The sequence below is a fragment of the Mucilaginibacter ximonensis genome (assembly GCF_042686265.1).
In the GTDB taxonomy this organism is placed as follows: Bacteria; Bacteroidota; Bacteroidia; order Sphingobacteriales; family Sphingobacteriaceae; genus Mucilaginibacter; species Mucilaginibacter ximonensis.
In genome coordinates, this window is the sequence record NZ_JBHUPD010000002.1 from 870,049 (window position 1) to 890,632 (window position 20,584).

Here is a 20,584-nt window from a genome sequence, read left to right on the forward strand (position 1 = left end):
ATCAATTTTAAAACAATAAAAACCATGAAAAAAGTGTTTTTAGCAGCTGCATTTGCGGTAGCGCTTACGTCTTGTAGCAAGAAAGACAACAACAACGGTGACGGTGGTACTACTCCTACCGGGAAAAAAGACGGCTATATCTCATCGCTGACAGATCCTGATTTTGACGCCAAAAACTTGCAAGGCAAAGTAAACGGCAGTTTCACTTTACCTGCCGGTAATTACACTCTTACCGGGCGTTTGATTATAGTTGATGGCGCCACATTAACTATGAGCCCTGGTACTACCGTTACGGCTACTGCTCCGGCCGGAACTGCTGCTACCAGCATATCTGTAGAAGTAAATCAAGGTGGTAAACTGAACGCGGTGGGCACTGCTGCTGCGCCGATCCGCTTTGTTTCTGCAAACAAAAAACCGGGTGACTGGATGGGCGTTTTCTTGTGCGGTAAAGCTACGCTTGTAAATGCTGCTACCGGTACCAGAGATGGTTCTTACACACAAACAACTGAGATTGGTGACGCACTTTATGGCGGCAGCAACAATGCTGACGGCTCAGGCGATTTAGAGTATGTAGAAATTGCTTATGCAGGTGCACGTATTAATGCTACAAAAGAGGGTAACAACCTCTCTTTATATGCACAGGGCACAGGCACTATACTTAAAAACCTTTGGTTGCACGACGGTTCTGATGACAACATCGAATTTTTTGGCGGTACGGTAAATGTTAGTAACGTTTTGGTAGTAAACTCTGCCGATGATACTTTTGACTGGTGCTTAGGTTGGAATGGTACTGCCACCAACGTTGTCGAGGTACGTGAAGCCGGATTTACCGACATTACCAATGGTTCTGGTATGATGGAAGGCGACGGTGGTTTCTCTGACCTTGCTTCTACTCCTGCTATTACAACTAATCTGTCAAACCCAACTTTCACCAATCTTTCTGTGGGCGTTTATAATGCAAACGGTAATGATTCGGGCACTTCAGGTAGCCCTGCTTATTCACTTCGTGCAGGTTTTACCTACCGTACAGGTTGTAAAGTAACCATCAACAATGCCAAAGTTATTTGGGCTGCCACAGCTGCCAATCCAACAAACGGTTTGATTAAATTTAACGATGGTACCGGCCCTGCTCTTGCTGCCGACGTGAAAATCGACATGAACTACACAGGTCCGAGCTTTATTGGTGCCAGCGGTGTAACAACATCTGCCAGCAGCCCTATTCCTGGTGCAAACTTTAATGCTACCGGTACTTACCCTGGATATGTATTTACTGATTTTGCTAAACTGGTATTCAACGACACCGCTAACACCGGTGCTGATAAATCAGCGTTCGCCTGGACAAGCTACGACTTCGCCACTAAGGCTCCGGGTTTGTAATAATCTTTTTAAAAATTTTGTTTATGCCAAAGCCCCCGGTTTTTTTCGGGGGCTTTGGCATTTATACTGGTGCAGGTGGCCATGGTTAAGCCGGGTATTGTGTTAATTATCATCAGAATACTATCCTTAACAATTAATTAATCAATCTTAAATGTAGCCATAACGCCGCCGGGGTATTTTTGAATTTATAAACGGTATCATCTGTTGCAGCAAATTAAATTCAGGTTGATGTTAACCAGGCTTTTTTTTAGTAGGGTAGTAGTGTTGAGCCTCGCATGGATCATCCTTGTATTTTCATGCGGGTATGTGGTTTTTTCTAATGAGAAAACCCTCGCACAGTTTAACAAAAACACCCGCCTTACTATATTAGAAAAGAAACAGTCGCCTTTGGCAAAAAAATTTTTGCATCACCCGCGTCTGGCTGTCAGCAAAAAAATCAGCATCGCTTCGGCTGTTTATTTCGTTTTTCTTTACCTCCCCGGCAGCTATAAAAAAGCTGTTTATAACATAGGGCCGCATGTCAATTATTGCGCTGTAACCCGCTCCCGGGTGCGCTGGCTCTGTATGTGGCGAATTTGAAACAATGTACCGGCGCCCTTAGCCGAATTTAATGCTAAAGTTAAATTAATGTTTCAACTCAGAGCGTTCAACGCATCTGTTTAATTGCCGGTGCTGTTAGCGTACCTGCGTTTGTTTTAAATCTCCATGAACTCAAATAACCCGTATATTTTACCTGATGACCTGGCGCTTTCCAATTTTGTTAAGGCACTGGCTTTACCTGTACGCATTTGCATTGTCAGGTATATTATTGAAAACGGTAATGCCGTGAAACGCGAGCAATTAGCCGAAATACCTTATAATCTGCTTACGGTTAACCAGCATGTAAATGAACTTAAGCATTTGGGAATACTTAACAGCCAAACCCAAAACCGCGAAATAACTTACTCAGTAAATGAGCCGGTGTTTATTAAGATGTCAAAATATTTCCTGAATTTGTTCGAGCCCATTCGGCAAAACGTTCAGGAAGTATCTTCAACGCCTAAAGTTAAAAAGCCCCTTGTAAAAAAACCTGCAACACAAATGCTGCCTTTTGGCCAATATGTGCGCCAACGGCGCAAAGCGGCAGGTCTTTCGCAAGCAGAACTAGCCGAACGCATACAGATGGACCGCGCCCTGATTAGCAAATTAGAAACTAATAAGCATCCGGTACGTGCAGAAAAGCTGTGCGTGCTTGCCGAAGCCTTAAATGCCCCGCTCACCGAACTGCGTCAGCTCTATTATCAAAACAAGATCAATGAGCTAACTTTAGAGAGCCTGCGCGATTAATTATTGTTATTGGGAAAAGCAGCTAACAGCGCTTTTGCTTCTGCTTTAGTTAACTTTGAGAGGCTTCCATGACGTGCGTTTTCAGGTAGTTTCACGTCTTTTTCTATAGTCCAGTGGTATAAGTCGGTCGACGACGATATCCCATAATCATCTGCCATGGGGTAATCATAATACAACAGCCAGCCTTTCGGATGCATCGGATCGGCCATTACACTGGGCCCTTCAGTGATAGTAGGCGCTATTTGCCCATTGTTTAAAGCGCCTTGATAAACAGTGTACGGGCCCTCAATATTTTTTGAGGTAGCCAGACGAATAGCCCGCCGTTCGCCGGTGCGCGGACTAAATTCTTCTTCTTTGTGGATGAGGTAGTAAGTGTCTTTATACTTAAGCATAGTGCCATCTATTACCGAATAGCCGGGCGCATACAGCACTTTGGCTGGGGTAAAAGTTTTCCAGTCCTTAGTGCGGCAAAACCACAACCGGCTTTCCTGCCAGCCCTCAGGCTTAAAGGTTGACGACCAGAACAGCACATAGTCCTTTTGTGCTTCGTCATAAAAAAACTCCGGCGCCCAGATGTTTTTTACAAACTGGCCGTTTTCGTCTTTAACATCTTTCATCAAAGCCAGGTGGCCCTCAACCTGCCAGTGTATCAGGTCTTTCGAGCTGGCATACAAGCAGCTTGGGCCAACCAGTTTCCGATCGCCGGCGCCCCGGCCGCCGCCGGTAGCTACCAGCCGCCATAAACCATCAGGGCAGCGGTGTACAAACTGGTCGCGCATGTTTTGGTCCCATATAGGCTTGTTGTCATTAATGGGCGTCCAATGCCTGCCGTCGTTTGATAATGCGACGTGCATTTGCGCCACCAGCATAGGGTTGGGCAGAGGTATTTCTACCGGCTGGCCCTTATCGTTTATCTCTATTTTGGTAGGATACCGCTGGCGAAAATAGGTTAACATCCAAACATCCTTATTGGTATTTACCTGGCCATGTGCATTGGCTAGCGTTAAGGCACCGAAAGCTACCAGTAAGAGGACTTTTTTCATGATGAATGGCTTAATATTTTAAATAGGGTGTTTCACTTCAGGTGTTTCACCCTAAAAAATCAAATTGGGTTAAAATGGCTTAATGTGTTGTTATTTAACTGTTTAGTTCAATATGCCTAAAGTATTACTACTGTTTCAAAGTGTTTCAGTGCTATTTGTCAAAACTCTGATATTCAGCTATTTGTATGTTTTTAGTGTTTCAAAGTGTTTCACTTTTTTGTGAAACACTTTGGCGGTTTTAGTACCTGACGTTTTTACTTACTCCCCGACGGTTTCTGCATCTCCACACCGTCTTTCAAGGGCACGCCGAAATCGGGCGTTCCATCTTTTCGCCAGGTAAATTTTTGCATACGCGGGGCCCGCTTGCCGCCGCAGCCATCGCCAGGGTGGCTGTTGGCATGATATAGTATCCAGTCTTCCTTCCCATCAGGCGATTTAAAGAACGAGTTATGGCCGGGTGCGTAGATCTGGTTTTCGGGGTTCTGGGAGAACACCGGTTTCGGCGATTTGGTCCAGGACAGTGAGTCCATCAAATCGGCATTTGCAGAGGCGCTCAGCATCCCCAGGGCATAAAAGTCTGTCCAGCAGCCGCTGGCCGAGTAGATCAGGAATATTTTGTCTTTGTGCTTCAGTATCTCAGGGCCCTCATTAACCCGCACGCCAATGCCGCTGTTATTCTCCCAGTCATATTGCGGGCTTGACAACCGCACGCGCTTGCCGCTTATGGTCCACGGATTACTCATTTTAGCAATGTAAATGCTTTGCATGCCGTTTTTATTGCCTTCCCAGCCCGACCATAGCATGTACAACTGACCTTTGTTTTCGAAAACCGTACCGTCAATGGCCCATTGGTTTGTTTCGTCGCCCACCTGGCCCTTAAAGGTCCACTCGCCCTGCGTAGGGTCGGCCGACGGGTTTTCGACCACATACATACGGTGATTGTCATTCTTGCCGTCATCGGCAGCAAAATACATATACCACTTGCCGCGAAGAAAATGCAGCTCAGGCGCCCATATTTCTTTAGAATACATGGTACCCGGCGGCGGGGTCCAAATTACTTTACGCTCGGCCGAACGCAGTTCAGTTAAATCTTTGGTTTTCCAGATTACCAGGTTATGTACGCTTGTGTTGGTGTAATAATAGTAGCCGTCTTTATAGATGTTCCAGGGATCGGCGCCGCCCGGCAAAACCGGATTAGTAAATGTCTGCGCAAAAGCGCTGCTCAAAATCAGGCTAAAGGCGGCCAGTAAGAGTGCTTTTTTCATGATGAATAATTGGAAACCCAAATAAACACAAAATATGCCGTTGACCTACTCTGCAAAAGTATTATTATCGATACAAATTGTAAGGGTTACTATTGCGATAACGGACTATTGTGAGGTCTTACTATTTCTTCCAGCTGGCCGGTTTCGGTAACTACATAATCTGACAGTTCAGCCCTGGCTGCTTGTTTAGGCTTACGGTTCAATTTGCTATTCGCCTTGCGCGGTACCAATGGCAGCAATATAGCGCCCAGCAGCAATAGTATTTCTAAGGTAGTGAGTAACATTTTATCTTGAATTTAATACCGGCCCGGCTAAACTCGTGCCTGTACAAGATAGGCGTAACCAACAAACGCTTAATTGGTTGTATTTAGGTATTTTATATTTTAAAATATGTTTTACTGATGACAAGCATCGCCCCAAAATGGTAGGGTTAAATATCATTTTGGGGCTCCAAACGCTTTGCTAAACCTTTAACCTACCCCCGCTGTACATGTGTGCTATATACCCCATTTTTTATTGGGCTGCGGGCCCATTACCAATGTTAAGATGCCGCCGGCCAATATCTGCTCATGATTGATAAAGCATTTATTGTAGGGTTTACCATTTAATGTGGCCGATTGTATATAAACATTAGCCGGCGAATTATTTCTGGCGATGATGGTAAACACTTTGCCGGTAGCGCCGGCACGAATGGCCACCCGGTTAAACATAGGGCTAAATAATTCATATCGCGGGTTGCCCGGCGTAGCCTGATGCAGGCCGCTTGCCGCTAACACGTACCAGGCCGACATCTGGCCCACATCTTCATTACCCACCAAACCTTCTACGCCAGTTTTGTAGGCGTTGGCGCAAATCTTACGTACCCATTTTTGAGTTAGCCATGGAGTGCCCAACCGGTTAAACATAAACGGCACTAAATGAACAGGCTCATTGGCCTGATTGTAGTAGTCGTTCCAGTTGAAATTATCGGGTGTATTCTCAAAAAATGAGTTCAGATCGGCAATCATTTTGTCTTTACCGCCCATCAGGTTGGCCAGCCCGTCTATATCATGCGGCACAAACCAGCCTTGTTGATACGGGTTACTTTCAACCGAGCCATAATCCTGTTGTAATCTGCCGGTTTTTGGCCACGGCTGCCAGGTGCCATCGGCCTTTTTAGGCCGAAACCAGCCTTTCTCAGGGTCCCATATCTTTTTGTAGGTCTGCCCGCGCTCGGCGTACAGGTTTACATCGTCCGGATGCCCGAGCCATTTAGCCAGTTGCGATTGGCACCATTCGTCAAAGCCATATTCAAGGGTGGTCGAGATATCCATCTGCTTACGCTCAGGCGTGTTGCCAAATTTTTCTACTGTGTTGCGCGCATATTTATAAGCCTTTTGCTCATCAAAATTGCGTATGCCTTTAATGTAAGCGTCTGCAATAACGGGGACCGCTGGGTTACCTACCATACAGCCGGAGTAAGCGTTTAGAAACTCCCATCGCTCCAGGTATTCCTTGCCGCTTTGGTCGGCAAGCTCAACGAGCGAATTGATCATATCGCTCACGATATCAGGGTTGATAATGGTTTGCAGCGGAAACTGGCTTCTGAAAACATCCCAGCCACTAAATACCGAGCGTTTTACAAACTTGTCGGTTTTATGAGGTTTCATATCGCCCCCCATATACGTGCCGTCTACGTCGGCAGTGGCGCGCGGGTCTATCATGGTGTGATAGAGCGCGGTATAGAATACCTTTTTCTGATCTTCAGTACCACCGCTCACGCTAATCTCAGACAAGCTTTTGTTCCAGGCTGCTTTGGTCTTCGCGCGAACGCCCTGGAAATCCCAACCCGGTATTTCGGTATTCAAATTTAAGCGCGCACCTTCCATGCTTGAAAACGATATACCGCTTTTAAGCAGCACTACTTCTTTATCCTTCGTATCAAAATCAGTAAAAAAACCCAGGTGTTTGCCTTGCAGTGTGGTGAACTTTGAAATGATGGCCGCCTTTGCAATCAGCGAATCATATTTCAGGCTGGTTACGCTTTCGCGCTTGCGCGATATGCCATCGGGTATCTCTGCCGACCAGGCGCCGTAGTTTTTAAAAGGTTTGCTAAACTCGGCATAAAAGTAAACGGTGTAGTTTGCCTTTCCGTCACCATCTCCCCAGCCTCCTCCTTCGGGCGGGCACTTCATCCAGCCGGCAATGGTATGGTCGTTCACCACCTTAATGTATTGCTCGGTAGATGTGCCGCCAACGCGTCGCGCCAGGTCAATTTGTATACGCGATTGCTTATTCTGCGGAAATGTAAAACGCATAATTCCGCTGTGTGGCGCCGCTGTCATTTCGGCGCGAATATTATAGTCGGTAAGTGTAGTGGCGTAATATCCTGCCTGCGCTATTTCATCTTTTTTGCTGTATAACGATCTGTATCCCGCTAGTTCCTTATGACGCCCGGCCACTACATGCAGCGGGCCGGTGGTTGGCGTAACCAGGAAATTACCCAAATCGCCGTACCAGCCAATGCCGCTCATTTGGGTAAAGGCAAAGCCTTCAATATATTTCATCTCGTAGCTATAACCCGGGCCGTTGTCGCCGCCGGTTATGGTGTTGGGGCTAACCTGCACCAGTCCGAATGGTGTAGCCGCACCCGGAAAAGTTTTGCCAAGCCCATGAAACACGTGCGCATCAGCAGCGCTGGTGCTGGCGCCTATAAATGGGTCAACATAGTCGGCAGGTGTTTTGGTTTGTGCCGATAATTGCGATGCACCGGCCAGGGCCAGCGCGCAAAATATCCATCTTTTCATCAGTATAATTGGTTAAATGTGGATGACATTGAGCGGCTAATTTCGTTAAAATAAACTAACGCAACCACTGTAAAATTCCCATCGTGCAAAGTAAAATAATTATTACGCAAACGATGCCGACCTGTAAAGCAGGTTCAATGTTTTTAAAATGTCGACGTTTTTCTAAAAAATTAAGGTTTACTTTGATCTTATCAGTAAGTACATACCAAATTTGCTGTTTACTTTGCCAATTATCCTGAATGAAAAAGTACGCTTATATACTCCTTTTGCTGGGTGCTGTTATTGGTTTATACCAGTGCACTGCTCATAAAATGCTGGCTACGTCGCCAAACAATCCGCCAAAAGCCGACCCAAATTCATCGCCCGTTGTGCCGGCCTCTGAATCGATCAGCAAAATGAAACTGGAGCCGGGCATGGCTATTAAGCTAATCGCGTCTGAGCCATTGATCAGTACACCGGTCGCCATGACTTTCGACCGGTACAATCGTATCTGGGTGATAGAAATGGAAGACTACATGCCCGACACCACGGGCAAAGGCGAAAATGAACCCTTAGGCAAAGTTGTTTTGCTAAGTGATAAAAATAAAGACGGTGTGTATGATGATCGTAAGATCATTATTGACTCGCTGGTAATGCCGCGTGCCTTGTGTTTAATTGAAGATGGTATCCTGGTGGCCGAGCCGCCTCGCCTCTATTACTATCAACTTAAAAATGACAAGGTGGTTAAGCGCACCCTGGTTGATGCCAAATATACCGACGGGGGTAATGTAGAGCACCAGCCCAATGGTTTGTATCGCGCGCTTGATAACTGGATATACAACGCCAATTCACCAAAACGCTATCGTAAACAGGGCGAGAAATGGCTGATTGAACCGGCACACGAGAAAGGCCAATGGGGTATAACTCAGGACGACGAGGGGCGCATGTATGCCAATGATAACTCGACTAATCTTCAGGGCGATTACTTTCCGCCAAGCCTGGGCTTGACAAATAAAAACCAGCGGGGTCTGGCAGGTTTTAATGAGCGTACAGTTGCTGATAATCGTACGTTCCCTATTCGCCCTACAACGGGTGTGAACCGTGGTTATATGAAAGGTGTTTTGGATGACAGCCTGCGCCTGGTAAACTTCACCGCAGCCTGCGGACCTATGATTTATCGCGGCGGATTATTCGGGCCAGATTACCAGATGAACGCCTTCGTGGCCGAACCGGCGGGTAACCTGATCAAGCGCGATATACTGGCCGAAAAAGGTAACTTGGTAAAAGGCCGCGAAGCCTATCTGCACCGCGAGTTTTTAGCGAGTGTTGATGAACGTTTTCGCCCGGTAAGTTTATATAATGGCCCGGATGGTGCTTTGTATGTGATCGACATGTACCGCGGCATTATTCAGCATAAAACCTATTTGACACCTTATCTTGCAGGCGAGATTGGCAAACGAAATCTGACCAAGCCACTGTCATGCGGCCGGTTGTATAAAATATATCCGGCAGGAAAGAAACTGATTAATGTCACTTTCCCTGACGATCCGGTTAAATTGGTTGCATTGTTAGGCAATGCAAACGGCTATGTGCGCGACGAGGCTCAGCGTATTTTAGTCGATACCAAACCACAACAAGCCTTACCCGCTTTGCGCGAGGCGCTTAAATCAGGCAATCCGCTTCTTGTTACGCATGCACTGTGGACGCTGGAAGGTTTTGGTGAATTAAAGGCAGACCAGGTATTGGCGCTGTTGCAATCGGCTGATTGGAAGATCAGAATGCAGGCTTTAACTGTAGCGCCGAATATTATCAATAATGATAACTACAGCAGGTTTACGCCTGTGCTGTCGCAGCTGGTAGCTGCCAACGACACTACCGAGGCACCTTACGTAGGTTTCGTGACCGCGTCTCTTCAAAAATATGACCGTAAAGCGGGCGATGCTATTCTGTTTAGCCTGGCTAAGAAATATCCCAAAAACAACTATGTGGCCGATGCCATAGTGTCTAACGTTCAGGGTCGTGAAGAAGCTTTTCAAAAAGAAATGCTGAAAGTTGTGCCCGATACCGCATTGGCAATTAACAAGCGAATTGGCCGGGTAGTTGCCGCCATCGAGGATTCTAAATTAAACAGCGACCCCGCGCTGATGGCTAAATATTACCCGCGTGGTGTGGCTATTTTTGGTACCGTTTGTAAAACCTGTCACGGCGAAGATGGTAACGGTGTAACAGCGCTGGCCCCGCCGCTAAATAAATCAGAAATTGTTAACGGTGATAAAACCGTCATGATTTCTATTTTGCTTAAAGGTTTGACAGGCCCGGTAAAAATTAATGGCCATGTGTACAAGGCTCCCGAAATAAGCGGCGAGATGCCGGGCTTTGCCGATAATAAAGATTTTAGTGATGACGACCTGGCCCAGGTAATGAACTTTGTACGGCGCTCATGGCAAAACAAAGGCAGTAAAATTAATGCCGCCGATGTAAAAGCGTTGCGTGCAAAACTGGCATCACGGCAAAAAAACTTTACAATTGACGAACTGCAGCAACCGGCTACGCAAAATCCAAATATTAAAACGAACTAGCGCAAGCCGCGCAAAATAAGCGGTTACTTGTTGTTAGGCCGCCTCATAATAAACCCTCTTTTGCCAAAAGCAAAGAGGGTTTATTATTGAAATATTATATCGCGATGGGCAGCTCGATGCTAAATTTCGAGCCTTTACCTATTTCACTTTCAACGCTAATAGTGCCGCCTTGCCGTTCCATAAATTCGTGGCAAAGCTGCAGGCCCAAACCAACACCTTTTTCGTTGGCGGTACCATGGGCAGGCGCAGCTGTACCGGTAAATAGGGTTGCCAATTGTTCGGGTTCCATGCCGCCTCCGGTGTCGTTTATGCTGAGGCAGCAACAGTTTTCTGTTAAAATAGCAGCTATCTTGATAACTCCGCCTGCCGAGGTGAATTTAATAGCATTCTGGAGCAAATTGCGAACTACCAGTTGCAGCATATCTGCATCGGCAAGTACCCGGATAGTGGGTTCAATGTTTGTTTCGAGTGTAATACCTTTTTTCCGGGCTGTAACCCGGGCCATGGCCAGCGTGTTATCAATTGTATCTGCTAACGGTAACTCAGCCAGATGTACTGTAGAACCATCTAATTGTGAGCGCGACCAATACAATAAGTTGGTCACCAGATCAAGTGTTTGATTATTAGAATCACGGAGTGATTGTTCCATATCTATGCGCTCTTGCTGAGTTAAACTGTTTTCACCAAGTAATTCGAGGTATTGCTTTACCTGTATAAAAGGCGTCCTCAGATCGTGCGAAAGGATAGAAAGCAAGCGGCCTTTTTCAGTATCGCGTTGAGCTACAGTGTTTCTTTCTTTTTCGTAGCTACGACGAAATAAGCCGATGATGATAGCCATACTCAATACCGGTATCGGAAAAGCCGTGATACGATCAGTGAACTGGCCAAGCCCGGGCCTGAAAGGATAACGAACCCATTCAGGATGTTGATATTCGGCCACATGAACTAATCCGAAAATGACTAAATAAGAAGCAACCCAGCCCAGCTGATTGCGCAGAGGGCAGATGGTAAGCAGCATGAGCAGGTATACCGGCCACATCAAATCTGTAGACCCCTGGATACCCGAGTTGGCAAAATAATTAACAGGTAGTATAACCAGCCCGAAAAGGCCAAAAGCGAGGCTTCTGTGCGGCCGCCTCATAAAGCGGGAACGGTAATACTCATACCCAAAAAAGGCTGCAACTACTGCAGACGAAACAGACGCAATATACATTCCTGCAAAAGCATCGTAGGGTATGTAACAGGTTATAAGGACAGCTATCCCGAGGCTAATAGAGTGAAAAACACGTGCTTCCAGAACAAAGTCGGACGGTTTGCCGATAAGCAGGCGCCAGCGCGAGCTGAAAACATTGGTAATAGTTTTAAAGAGGTTAATCATACGAGCAAAAAGCTGTCTTAATGGCTAAGATACGTAAATAAGTATGGTGAGATTACCTTGGAGCATGTCATGCTTGCTATTGTAATAAGTTATTCAATAATAATCAATCCTATGCTGCTCATATCCCCATAGGGCGTTTAAATTATTTTAATGCCGCTGCGCGTTTAGTTTTAATTAAATTTAACATTAGCGCCGTCTTTTTTAAGCTAAAGTTCCGTCTGTATTAAATGTTCGTGAAGTTTATTAATCCCGCATAATCTGATAATAAGCATTCTTTAAGTTTGGCAAAATCCGTCAGATTTATGGATTGTAAGAAGAAGATTTTATTCATCACAGGCTCGTTAAACCAGACCTCGCAAATGCACCAGATCGCTGCTGAACTGGAAGATTTTGATTGCTGGTTCAGCCAATTATTTACCGACTCGCCGGTCGTTAATTTCTTGATCAAACATACCCGCTTACTTGACCGAACCGTTCTGGCGGGTCAATTTAGGGCCAATACCGAGAGATACCTTATTGAGCATGGGCTAAACACCGACTACGGCGCTAAGCTGAATGAATATGACCTGGTGGTATACTGCTCAGACATGGTAGTGCCTAAGCGTATGCGCCAATACAAAACCATTTGGGTACAGGAAGGCATGACCGACAGGATTACCCGGTTTGCCCGTTTGATACAAAAGTTGGGCTTACCCGCCTGGCTGGCAGGCAATACCTCGCTTAACGGTGCCTCGAACATATGCGATATCTATTGCACCGCGTCGCAAGGTTACCTGGAGCATTTTGCGGCTAACGGCACTGATCATAACAAACTGGTGGTAACCGGCATACCCAATTATGATAACCTCCAAAAATTTAAAAAGAACAGTTTTCCGCATCGTGATTATGTAATGGTAGCAACTACCGATATGCGTGAGACCTTCAGATATGAAAACCGCCCCGCCTTTATTAAAGAGGCGGTAAAAAAAGCTGTGGGCAGGCAGCTGTTGTTTAAACTGCATCCTAACGAAAATACCCAACGCGCCAAAGCCGAAATTGAAAAATACGCACCTGCGGGCACGCTTGTCTTTGATAGTGGCAATACTAACGAAATGATAGCCAATTGCAGTGAGCTCATTACCCAATACTCAACCGTAGTTTATACTGGTATTGTGCTGGGTAAGAAAGTTTATTCCTGGTTTGATGTGGCCGAATTGCGTCGCCGCATGCCTGAACAAAACGGAGGATCGTCGGCCGCAAAAATAGCGGCCATTTGCCGTCAGCATATTTTGGATACTGCTGCATTGTCGGTAATTGAGCCGGAGCGCAACCCCAACAAAGAATCAGTAGCAGAACTCGCCGTAGCATGAGCAACAACCGCAATATCGTTATCATAATACAGGCGCGCATGTCGTCGAGCCGTTTGCCGGGCAAGGTGTTGATGCCTTTGCTGGATAAAAGTTTGCTGGCGCGGATGATTGAGCGCCTGCAGCAAATTAAATATGCGGCGCGACTGGTTATCGCCACCTCGGTAACTGACGACGATGACCTGATTGAACAGGAAGCTAAGAGTCTACAAATAGACTGCTTTCGGGGCGATCTGAACAATTTACTTGATCGCCACTATCAGGCAGCCAAATTATTTAATGCCGATGTGGTATTAAAAATACCTTCAGACTGCCCGCTGATCGATCCCAAAGCTGTCGATCGCGTGCTTGATGTTTTCTTCGAAAACGACGGTCGGTATGACTTCGTGAGTAACCTTCATCCCGCCACCTGGCCCGATGGTAATGACGTAGAGGTAATGACCATGGCCTGCCTGGAAAGGGTTTGGCTCAAGGCCGCCAAACCTATGGAGCTGGAACATACCACCCCTTACATCTGGGAAAACCCGGATCAGTTTGCAATTGCCAATGTAGCCTGGGAAACCGGGAAGGATTATTCCATGAGCCACCGTTTTACCATAGATTACCTGGAAGATTACCTGTTTATCAGCAGGGTGTATCAGGAGTTGTATCCGGTTGATCCGGCTTTTAGCTGCGAGGATATCGTGGCGCTTCTGGAGGCTAAACCTGAGATCTGCCACATCAACCAGCAATTTACCGGCGTAAACTGGTACCGTCATCACCTTGATGAATTAAAAACAGTAAACGCCAACCAAACCAAACAGCTTTTAAAGCAAAAGATATGAATAAGCAATTACTTGAACAACAAGCGCTGAACGTCAGGGAGCATGTTATCCGCATGTCCACCGGCGGCGGCTGCTTCACTGGTGCGTCGCTGTCGGCGGTCGACCTGATTGTTTACCTGTACAACAACTTTTTAAATATAACTGCCGATAACCTTGACGATCCGGACCGCGATTACCTGTTTCTATCAAAAGGTCATGATGTGCCTGCGCTTTACGGCACGCTGGCCGAAATAGGTATCCTTGAAAAAGAGCGTCTGGCTAATCACCTGAGTATTGACGATCATATTTACTGGCACCCTAATACCAAAATTCCGGGTATTGAGTTTCACTCAGGCTCGTTGGGGCACCTGCCTTCGGTGGCCTTAGGAGTGGCCATGGACCTGAAAATGCGCAAGGCCAGCAACAAGGTGGTTTGTATTTTGGGCGATGGCGAGTTGAACGAGGGCTCGTGCTGGGAAGCTGTGTTGGTAGCCAATGCTTATGAACTGGATAACCTGGTGTATGTCATCGACAGAAATCATTTCCAGGCCAATGTGCGCACCGAGGACCTGATTCCGCTGGAACCGATTCATAATAAATTTACCGCTTTTGGGGCTGCAGTTACCCGCATTAACGGCCATGATTTTGATGATCTGCACCGCGCCTTTTCGCGCTTCCCATTCAGCAAGGACCGCCTGAATGTGGTAGTTGCCGATACCGTGCGGGGCAAAGGCTTGCCAAGTATACAGGAACGTGCTGACCGCTGGTTCTGCAATTTCTCTGCCGAAGAAGTAGAACAATTGCTGGTTGAACTGCATGGCGATACAACTACCCAACTTACTTCTGAAACCTTAATTGTTAGATAATGAGTTACGAGGAATTACTCACCGAAACCGCACAGGCTAATGAGCAGGTGGTAGTTATGACTGCCGAAAACCGGGCCCTGGTACGCAACTTGCCGGCCATTTTAGGCAAAAGGTTTATTGATACCGGCATTACTGAGCAAACCATGATTGGCGCTGCGGCCGGTTTGGCGCTTCGCGGACGTATCCCTGTGGTACATGCGCTGGCCGCGTTCCTGACTATGCGCGCCTTTGAGTTTATCCGTACGGATGTGGGCATACCTGCGCTTCCGGTAAAACTGAGCGGATTTATCCCTGGCTTACTGTCTGACGCCAATGGCCCTACGCACCAGGCCATTGAGGATATTTCACTGCTGCGCGGCATACCCAACATGACGGTTTATGCCCCTGCCGACGAGGACGATCTGATTAAAATGCTACCCTGCATCTGGAGCTCGCCGGCTCCGGCTTATACCCGCATCAACATACGCAAACCGGTTTATCAGCACAGCGAATACACACCGGGACAAGCTGAAACCATTTGCGAAGGTGCTGATGTGACTATACTCACCTACGGTTTGCTATTTGAGCAGGCGTTTGCAGCAACTGAGCTTTTAAAAGCCGAAGGTCTGTCTATCGGTTTGGTCAACATGCGCAGCCTGAAACCGGTCGACGAGCAAGTTATTTTAAAGGCTGCAAAAAGCACGGCTGTTGTGGTGGTCGAAGATCATTTTGTAACCGGTGGTTTGTATACCATAGTAGCCGAGGTACTGTTGAAACATCAGCAAACTGCCGATGTATTGCCGGTCTCGCTGTCCGAAAAATGGTTTCGACCGGGTTTGCTGCCTGATGTATTGCAGCACGAAGGCTTTACCGGCAAACAAATTGCCGATCGCATTTTCGCCCACCTTACCAAAGGGAAAAATCCGTCACAACTATTATACCCTCAACTAGAAGATTAATATGCCTAATACCGTAAAATTTAACGAAAACTATCCTGATATCACACAGTCAGACAAGTTATATCAACGCGCACTTAAAGTGCAAAAGCCTGTAACACAGACTTTGGCGAAAGGCCCCGGTCAGTGGACTAATGGCGTGGCACCAAAATACCTCGTTAAGGGTCAGGGTAGCCACGTTTGGGATGCTGACGGAAACGAGTATATCGACTTTAACGCAGCTATTGGTCCGGTTTCATTGGGATACGCTTATCCGGCGGTTGATCAGGCCATCCGCGAGCAATTAAAAGACGGTATCACCTTCTCTTTAATGCACCCGTTAGAGGTTGAACTATCTGAACTGATTCAACAAGTAATTCCCAATGCCGAAGCTGTCAAAATAGCAAAGACCGGTGCTGATGTTTGTTCAGCTGCCATCCGCGTTGCGCGTGCCTTTACCGGCCGCGACAAAGTGTTTTGCTGTGGTTACCACGGTTGGCATGACTGGTATATTGGTATTACTAGTCGTAATGCCGGTATTCCGGACGCTATACAGGAAATGACCTATACTTTTGAGTATAACGATATCGAATCGGTAAAAGCCGCGCTGGACGAAACCGTGGCGGCTTTGATTTTAGAGCCTTTCATCTTTGAAGCGCCAAAGCCAGGTTATCTGCAAGAGCTGGCCGAAGTTTGCCGCGAAAACGGTACGCTGCTGATCTTCGACGAAATGTGGACCGGCTTTCGTATTGCCGTAGGTGGCGCGCAGGAATATTTTGGCGTAAAGCCTGATCTGGCAGTTTACTCAAAAGCCTGCGCCAACGGTATGCCGATAGCCCTGTTAACCGGCCGTGCCGATGTAATGGAACTTTTCAACTCGCAGGTATTTAGCTACACCACCTTTGGTGGCGAGGCTTTATCGCTGGCGGCTTGTATTGCTACCATCAATCAGTTAATTGATAATAATGTCCCTCAATATTTAGATGAAAAAGGTGCCTTATTAAAAGACGGCTACAATCAGCTGGCTATTGAATTGGGCATGGACAAATACACCCGCTGCATAGGCTTTAACTGCCGCAGCATGGTAACCTTTACGCCCGATGCCGGTAACGCTCTGGAGGTAAAAACTTTGATGCAGCAGGAGATGATTAAACGCGGCATTTTGTGGGCAGGCTTCCACAACATGTGCTTTAGCCATAGCGACGAGGATATTGAATATACATTATCAACCTATCGCGATGTGTTGCCTGTCGTGAAAGAAGCCATTGAATCAGCCGATATAAAAAGCTACCTGAAGGGCGAAGTATTGGAAGCCGTATTCAGAAAAGTGAATAACTACAACATCAAACCCAAAGCATCGGCGTTGTAATGGACCTATTTAACCTTTCGGGAAAAACCGCCATTGTTACCGGGGCGCTGGGGCTCATCGGCCAAAAACATTGCGAGGCTCTGGCAAACGCTGGCGCTAATGTGGTGGTGGCTGATGTAAATGGCGATAAAGCCATTGCCTTTGCCGCGCAATTGGGCGGGCAGCACCTGGGCCTGGGCTTTGATGTAACCGATAAAGCTGCGCTTGAAAACACCCGCGCGATAATCATCGACAGATATAATGCCATTGATATTTTGGTTAACAATGCCGCCATTAACGACATGTTCGAGAACCCGGCTTTGGCTAAGGATCTCTCAGCATTCGAAAATTACCCGGTCGAAGTTTTTCAGCGTTCGCTGGATGTCAATATTACCGGTGTGTTTCTGTGTTCGCAGGTTTTTGGCGATGTCATGGCTAAACAACGCAGCGGCAGCATCATCAACGTGGCTTCAACCTATGGCATGGTTGGTCCGGATCAAAGTATCTACAAGAACGAGCAAGGCGAACAGATCTTTTATAAGTCGGCTGCCTACCCCGTCACCAAAGGCGCGGTAATCAATTTTACGCGCTTTTTGGCTGCTTATTGGGGGGCAAAAGGTGTAAGGGTCAATACCCTGTCGCCGGGCGGCGTAGAGAACGGGCAGGATGCCTTTTTTATACAAAATTATTCAGCAAGAACATTATTAGGCCGTATGGCGGCAGCGAACGACTATCAGGGGGCACTGGTTTTTTTAGCCAGCGACGCCTCTGCTTATATGACCGGCGCCAACCTGGTGGTTGACGGTGGATGGACCGCTATTTAAAACCTCAAAACCATGAAAGAAATTTTGCAACAAAAAGCAGTACGCATCAAATTACTGATTACCGACTGCGATGGTGTATTAACCGACGGCGGCGTTTATTACGGCGACCAGGGCGAAGACCTTAAAAAATTCAATATACGCGACGGCATGGGCGTTGAGCGCCTGCGCAAACTAGCCGGTGTGGAGACCGCAATCATAACCGGCGAAAAATCGCCATCGTTGGTAAACCGCGCTAAAAAATTACAGATCGAAGAGCTGCATTTGTTTATCAAAGACAAGGTATCTGTTCTGGACTCGTTGATCCGCAAATACGACCTGAGTGCCGAAGAAGTAGCCTATATTGGCGACGATTATAATGATGCAGCGGTAATGAAGCTGGTAGGCCTGACCGCCTGCCCGGCCGATGCGCTCCCTGGAATCAAAGCTATAGCCGATTACACCTGCCAGACCAAGGGCGGCGACGGTTCTTTCCGCGAATTTGCCGAGCTGATTATCGAGGCTAAAACTTCATACGTGCAGTTAAGTTCGGCTAAAACAGGTGTGATAACCTTAAGTAACGGTCGTCGTATTGGTAAAGGCGAAAAATGCTATGTGATTGCTGAGATTGGTATCAATCATAATGGTTCATTAGAGATCGCGAAGCAATTGATCGACGAAGCCGTTGCTGCTAACGTTGATGCGGTAAAATTCCAGAAACGTACGCCGGAGATCTGCGTGCCAAAGGACCAATGGGAAGTTATGCGCGATACCCCCTGGGGTCGTATGAGCTACATCGACTACAAACGTAAAACTGAGTTTGGCATCGCCGAATATGCCACTATCGACCAATACTGCAAAAAAGTAGGTATTGACTGGTTCGTTTCGGCATGGGATGTGCCTTCGGTTGATTTCATGGAGCAGTTTGATACCGTGATGTACAAATTGGCCTCAGCCTCATTGACCGATTTTGCTTTGATCCAAAGAATATTGGAAACCGGCCGGCCGCTGATGTTGTCAACCGGTATGTCGACCATGAAAGAGATCGAAGCTGCACTGGTGTTCATTAACCAGTTTGATGCAAACTATCCGCTGTTTGTGGCACACTCAACCTCAGCCTATCCATGCAGGCCCGAAGAGCTGAACCTGAAAATGATTGAAACGCTAATCAATAAATTGCCCGGTATCCCAATAGGTTATTCAGGCCATGAGACTGGTTTAGGCACCACTGTTGGAGCCGTAGCAATGGGCGCGACGTTTGTTGAACGTCATTTCACGCTTGACCGGGCCATGTGGGGTTCAGACCACGCAGCATCTGTTGAACCGCAGGGTTTTCAGCGCCTGGTGCGCGATATCCGCGACCTGGAAATAGCCGCCGGCGACGGCATCAAAAAGGTATATGAATCAGAACTTGCGCCGATGCGCCGCTTGCGCGTAAATATCAGCGACGAGTTTATAGAGAAGTCGCAGCTAAACTAATAATGCCTCAGGAAAAGGTAGTCACCATCACAACCATTATTTTATTTGCATGCGTTGCCATTGTCATCGCATGCGAAAGAATATGGCCTTGCCGAAAGGGATTACCTTTTTTTCGTGAAGGCTTTTGGGTCGACCTGGTTTGGTATACCATCATCCAGAGCTATTTTTTGAAGATCTTGATCTTCGATTACATCATTGCCCCGCTGAGTCATCACCTGGACTTGTCAAACATCCAGTTTATAAAGGGTTGGCCGGTAGCCGTGCAGGTGCTTTTCTTTCTGATTACGCACGATCTGTACATCTACCTCTTTCATCGCTTCCAGCACTCCAGCAAGCTATTTTGGCGTACGCATGAGGCGCACCATTCGGGCAAGGAAATTGATTTTCTGGCAGGCTCGCGATCTCACATCGTCGAAATTATCATTAACCAAACCATTGAGTTTGCACCGATAATTTTGCTGGGCGCTGCACCCGAAGTGATACCCATAAAAGCTTTGCTCGACGCCATATTCGGTATGTTTATCCATGCCAATGTGCGGGTAAAGTTGGGCAAGTTGAGATACATCATCAACACGCCGCAGCTGCACCTTTGGCACCATGCTAATTACCAGGAGGTGTTCCACGCCAATTTCTCTACCAAGTTTGCCCTGTGGGATTACCTTTTGGGCACTGTTTACGACCCCGGCCACCCACCCGGCGACAAGCCCGAAAACTGGGGTCTGCCGTATGATTTCCCACGGGATTATTTCCTGCAGCATGCCTTCTCAGTAAAGCGTTTTAACGAGCAGTCTCTGCTCAAATACAAATGGTTTGAAAAGTATTATAATCTTCGGCCGCGCATCATCTCTAAAATTAGACCAAAAAAATGGCCTGGATCTACCTCATCATAGCGGCCGCTTTTGAAACCGCCTGGACCTTTTGCGTAAAGTTCATGGCCTTTAGTGCGCTTAAAAATCTCCGCTGGGCCACAGCTTTTTTGCCATCAGTCGGTTTGCCGGTTGTCTTCCCATTTGTGGGCTATGTGGTGTTTGGAGTAGGTAACGTTTACTTCTTTTCGCTGGCCATAAAAAGTTTACCTACCGCTACCGCTTATGCAGCCTGGACTGCCGTAACGCTGGTGTTGATTAAACTCACCGAGGTTTTCTTTTTAAAACAGCGCACCACATGGGCAGAGGTGTTTTTTATGCTGATGATCATGACCGGAATATTGGGCATGAAGTTTTATGCCGCCGATAAATAAATCTGGCAATCGTAAATTTTTGAAAGCAATTAAACCTTCGGTAATGGCTGGTGTC

Annotated in this window: 17 protein-coding genes; 12 read left to right on the forward strand and 5 right to left on the reverse strand. The window is 47.0% G+C overall.

Translation table 11 applies throughout. The annotated features are described in order from the left end of the window. The first annotated feature begins 24 nt into the window (after positions 1-24). Positions 25-1,377, forward strand: a complete 1,353-nt coding sequence (locus ACFS5N_RS11470; RefSeq protein WP_377185468.1) for a hypothetical protein — start codon at positions 25-27, stop codon at positions 1,375-1,377. Positions 1,378-2,082: 705 nt separating this feature from the next. Beyond that, the gene (locus tag ACFS5N_RS11475) at positions 2,083-2,703 is read left to right on the forward strand and encodes a helix-turn-helix domain-containing protein (RefSeq protein ID WP_377185470.1); all 621 of its coding nucleotides are present in this window, start codon (positions 2,083-2,085) and stop codon (positions 2,701-2,703) included. Here the strand turns inward: ACFS5N_RS11475 and ACFS5N_RS11480 are convergent. The 4 genes from ACFS5N_RS11480 to ACFS5N_RS11495 form a co-directional block, all read right to left on the reverse strand. Beyond that, positions 2,700-3,746, reverse strand: coding sequence for a glycoside hydrolase family 43 protein (locus ACFS5N_RS11480; RefSeq protein ID WP_377185472.1), 1,047 nt, complete (start codon positions 3,744-3,746; stop codon positions 2,700-2,702). The two genes, ACFS5N_RS11475 and ACFS5N_RS11480, sit on opposite strands and share 4 nt — an antisense overlap. Positions 3,747-4,000: 254 nt before the next feature. Then, positions 4,001-5,011, reverse strand: a complete 1,011-nt coding sequence (locus ACFS5N_RS11485) for a glycoside hydrolase family 43 protein (protein ID WP_377185474.1) — start codon at positions 5,009-5,011, stop codon at positions 4,001-4,003. A gap of 89 nt (positions 5,012-5,100) precedes the next feature. Then, complete coding sequence (locus tag ACFS5N_RS11490) at positions 5,101-5,295, reverse strand: hypothetical protein (protein ID WP_377185476.1); 195 nt, start codon at positions 5,293-5,295, stop codon at positions 5,101-5,103. Between the two features lie 213 nt (positions 5,296-5,508). Further along, a complete protein-coding gene (locus ACFS5N_RS11495; protein ID WP_377185479.1) occupies positions 5,509-7,797 on the reverse strand; it encodes a GH92 family glycosyl hydrolase in 2,289 nt (762 codons plus the stop codon). A 239-nt stretch (positions 7,798-8,036) separates the two neighbouring features. Here ACFS5N_RS11495 and ACFS5N_RS11500 point away from each other — a divergent pair, with 239 nt between their 5' ends. Continuing rightward, entirely contained in the window at positions 8,037-10,355 is a 2,319-nt protein-coding gene (locus tag ACFS5N_RS11500) for a PVC-type heme-binding CxxCH protein (RefSeq protein ID WP_377185481.1), read from the forward strand. 94 nt (positions 10,356-10,449) lie between these two features. On the opposite strand, the gene ACFS5N_RS11505 is transcribed toward ACFS5N_RS11500, so the two are convergent. Further along, the gene (locus tag ACFS5N_RS11505) at positions 10,450-11,733 is read right to left on the reverse strand and encodes a sensor histidine kinase (RefSeq protein WP_377185483.1); all 1,284 of its coding nucleotides are present in this window, start codon (positions 11,731-11,733) and stop codon (positions 10,450-10,452) included. A 302-nt stretch (positions 11,734-12,035) separates the two neighbouring features. Between ACFS5N_RS11505 and ACFS5N_RS11510 the strand changes: the two genes are divergently transcribed. Genes ACFS5N_RS11510 through ACFS5N_RS11550 form a run of 9 tightly spaced genes read left to right on the forward strand, consistent with a single transcriptional unit; the run spans position 12,036 to position 20,529 of the window. Beyond that, positions 12,036-13,082: a hypothetical protein gene (locus ACFS5N_RS11510; RefSeq protein ID WP_377185485.1), complete on the forward strand. Its 1,047-nt coding sequence runs from the start codon at positions 12,036-12,038 to the stop codon at positions 13,080-13,082. Continuing rightward, complete coding sequence (locus tag ACFS5N_RS11515; protein ID WP_377185487.1) at positions 13,079-13,903, forward strand: cytidylyltransferase domain-containing protein; 825 nt, start codon at positions 13,079-13,081, stop codon at positions 13,901-13,903. The genes ACFS5N_RS11510 and ACFS5N_RS11515 overlap by 4 nt, the downstream gene beginning before the upstream one ends. Then, positions 13,900-14,748: a transketolase gene (locus ACFS5N_RS11520; RefSeq protein WP_377185489.1), complete on the forward strand. Its 849-nt coding sequence runs from the start codon at positions 13,900-13,902 to the stop codon at positions 14,746-14,748. The genes ACFS5N_RS11515 and ACFS5N_RS11520 overlap by 4 nt, the downstream gene beginning before the upstream one ends. Then, entirely contained in the window at positions 14,748-15,686 is a 939-nt protein-coding gene (locus tag ACFS5N_RS11525) for a transketolase family protein (RefSeq protein WP_377185491.1), read from the forward strand. The genes ACFS5N_RS11520 and ACFS5N_RS11525 overlap by 1 nt, the downstream gene beginning before the upstream one ends. 1 nt (position 15,687) lies before the next feature. Then, positions 15,688-17,031, forward strand: coding sequence for an aminotransferase class III-fold pyridoxal phosphate-dependent enzyme (locus tag ACFS5N_RS11530; protein WP_377185493.1), 1,344 nt, complete (start codon positions 15,688-15,690; stop codon positions 17,029-17,031). Next, a complete protein-coding gene (locus ACFS5N_RS11535; RefSeq protein WP_377185495.1) occupies positions 17,031-17,834 on the forward strand; it encodes an SDR family oxidoreductase in 804 nt (267 codons plus the stop codon). The genes ACFS5N_RS11530 and ACFS5N_RS11535 overlap by 1 nt, the downstream gene beginning before the upstream one ends. Positions 17,835-17,846: 12 nt before the next feature. Further along, entirely contained in the window at positions 17,847-19,289 is a 1,443-nt protein-coding gene (locus ACFS5N_RS11540; protein ID WP_377185498.1) for an N-acetylneuraminate synthase family protein, read from the forward strand. A gap of 2 nt (positions 19,290-19,291) precedes the next feature. Continuing rightward, positions 19,292-20,179, forward strand: coding sequence for a sterol desaturase family protein (locus tag ACFS5N_RS11545; RefSeq protein WP_377185500.1), 888 nt, complete (start codon positions 19,292-19,294; stop codon positions 20,177-20,179). Further along, a complete protein-coding gene (locus ACFS5N_RS11550; RefSeq protein ID WP_377185502.1) occupies positions 20,155-20,529 on the forward strand; it encodes a DMT family transporter in 375 nt (124 codons plus the stop codon). The genes ACFS5N_RS11545 and ACFS5N_RS11550 overlap by 25 nt, the downstream gene beginning before the upstream one ends. The last annotated feature ends 55 nt before the right edge of the window (positions 20,530-20,584 follow it).

What these genes read in the sequence shown, in the direction of transcription:
- ACFS5N_RS11470 (WP_377185468.1), top strand. Translation starts at nt 25, where the DNA reads ATGAAAAAAGTGTTTTTAGCAGCTGCATTTGCGGTAGCGCTTACGTCT.
- ACFS5N_RS11475 (WP_377185470.1), top strand. Translation starts at nt 2,083, where the DNA reads ATGAACTCAAATAACCCGTATATTTTACCTGATGACCTGGCGCTTTCC.
- ACFS5N_RS11480 (WP_377185472.1), bottom strand. Translation starts at nt 3,746, where the DNA reads ATGAAAAAAGTCCTCTTACTGGTAGCTTTCGGTGCCTTAACGCTAGCC.
- ACFS5N_RS11485 (WP_377185474.1), bottom strand. Translation starts at nt 5,011, where the DNA reads ATGAAAAAAGCACTCTTACTGGCCGCCTTTAGCCTGATTTTGAGCAGC.
- ACFS5N_RS11490 (WP_377185476.1), bottom strand. Translation starts at nt 5,295, where the DNA reads ATGTTACTCACTACCTTAGAAATACTATTGCTGCTGGGCGCTATATTG.
- ACFS5N_RS11495 (WP_377185479.1), bottom strand. Translation starts at nt 7,797, where the DNA reads ATGAAAAGATGGATATTTTGCGCGCTGGCCCTGGCCGGTGCATCGCAA.
- ACFS5N_RS11500 (WP_377185481.1), top strand. Translation starts at nt 8,037, where the DNA reads ATGAAAAAGTACGCTTATATACTCCTTTTGCTGGGTGCTGTTATTGGT.
- ACFS5N_RS11505 (WP_377185483.1), bottom strand. Translation starts at nt 11,733, where the DNA reads ATGATTAACCTCTTTAAAACTATTACCAATGTTTTCAGCTCGCGCTGG.
- ACFS5N_RS11510 (WP_377185485.1), top strand. Translation starts at nt 12,036, where the DNA reads ATGGATTGTAAGAAGAAGATTTTATTCATCACAGGCTCGTTAAACCAG.
- ACFS5N_RS11515 (WP_377185487.1), top strand. Translation starts at nt 13,079, where the DNA reads ATGAGCAACAACCGCAATATCGTTATCATAATACAGGCGCGCATGTCG.
- ACFS5N_RS11520 (WP_377185489.1), top strand. Translation starts at nt 13,900, where the DNA reads ATGAATAAGCAATTACTTGAACAACAAGCGCTGAACGTCAGGGAGCAT.
- ACFS5N_RS11525 (WP_377185491.1), top strand. Translation starts at nt 14,748, where the DNA reads ATGAGTTACGAGGAATTACTCACCGAAACCGCACAGGCTAATGAGCAG.
- ACFS5N_RS11530 (WP_377185493.1), top strand. Translation starts at nt 15,688, where the DNA reads ATGCCTAATACCGTAAAATTTAACGAAAACTATCCTGATATCACACAG.
- ACFS5N_RS11535 (WP_377185495.1), top strand. Translation starts at nt 17,031, where the DNA reads ATGGACCTATTTAACCTTTCGGGAAAAACCGCCATTGTTACCGGGGCG.
- ACFS5N_RS11540 (WP_377185498.1), top strand. Translation starts at nt 17,847, where the DNA reads ATGAAAGAAATTTTGCAACAAAAAGCAGTACGCATCAAATTACTGATT.
- ACFS5N_RS11545 (WP_377185500.1), top strand. Translation starts at nt 19,292, where the DNA reads ATGCCTCAGGAAAAGGTAGTCACCATCACAACCATTATTTTATTTGCA.
- ACFS5N_RS11550 (WP_377185502.1), top strand. Translation starts at nt 20,155, where the DNA reads ATGGCCTGGATCTACCTCATCATAGCGGCCGCTTTTGAAACCGCCTGG.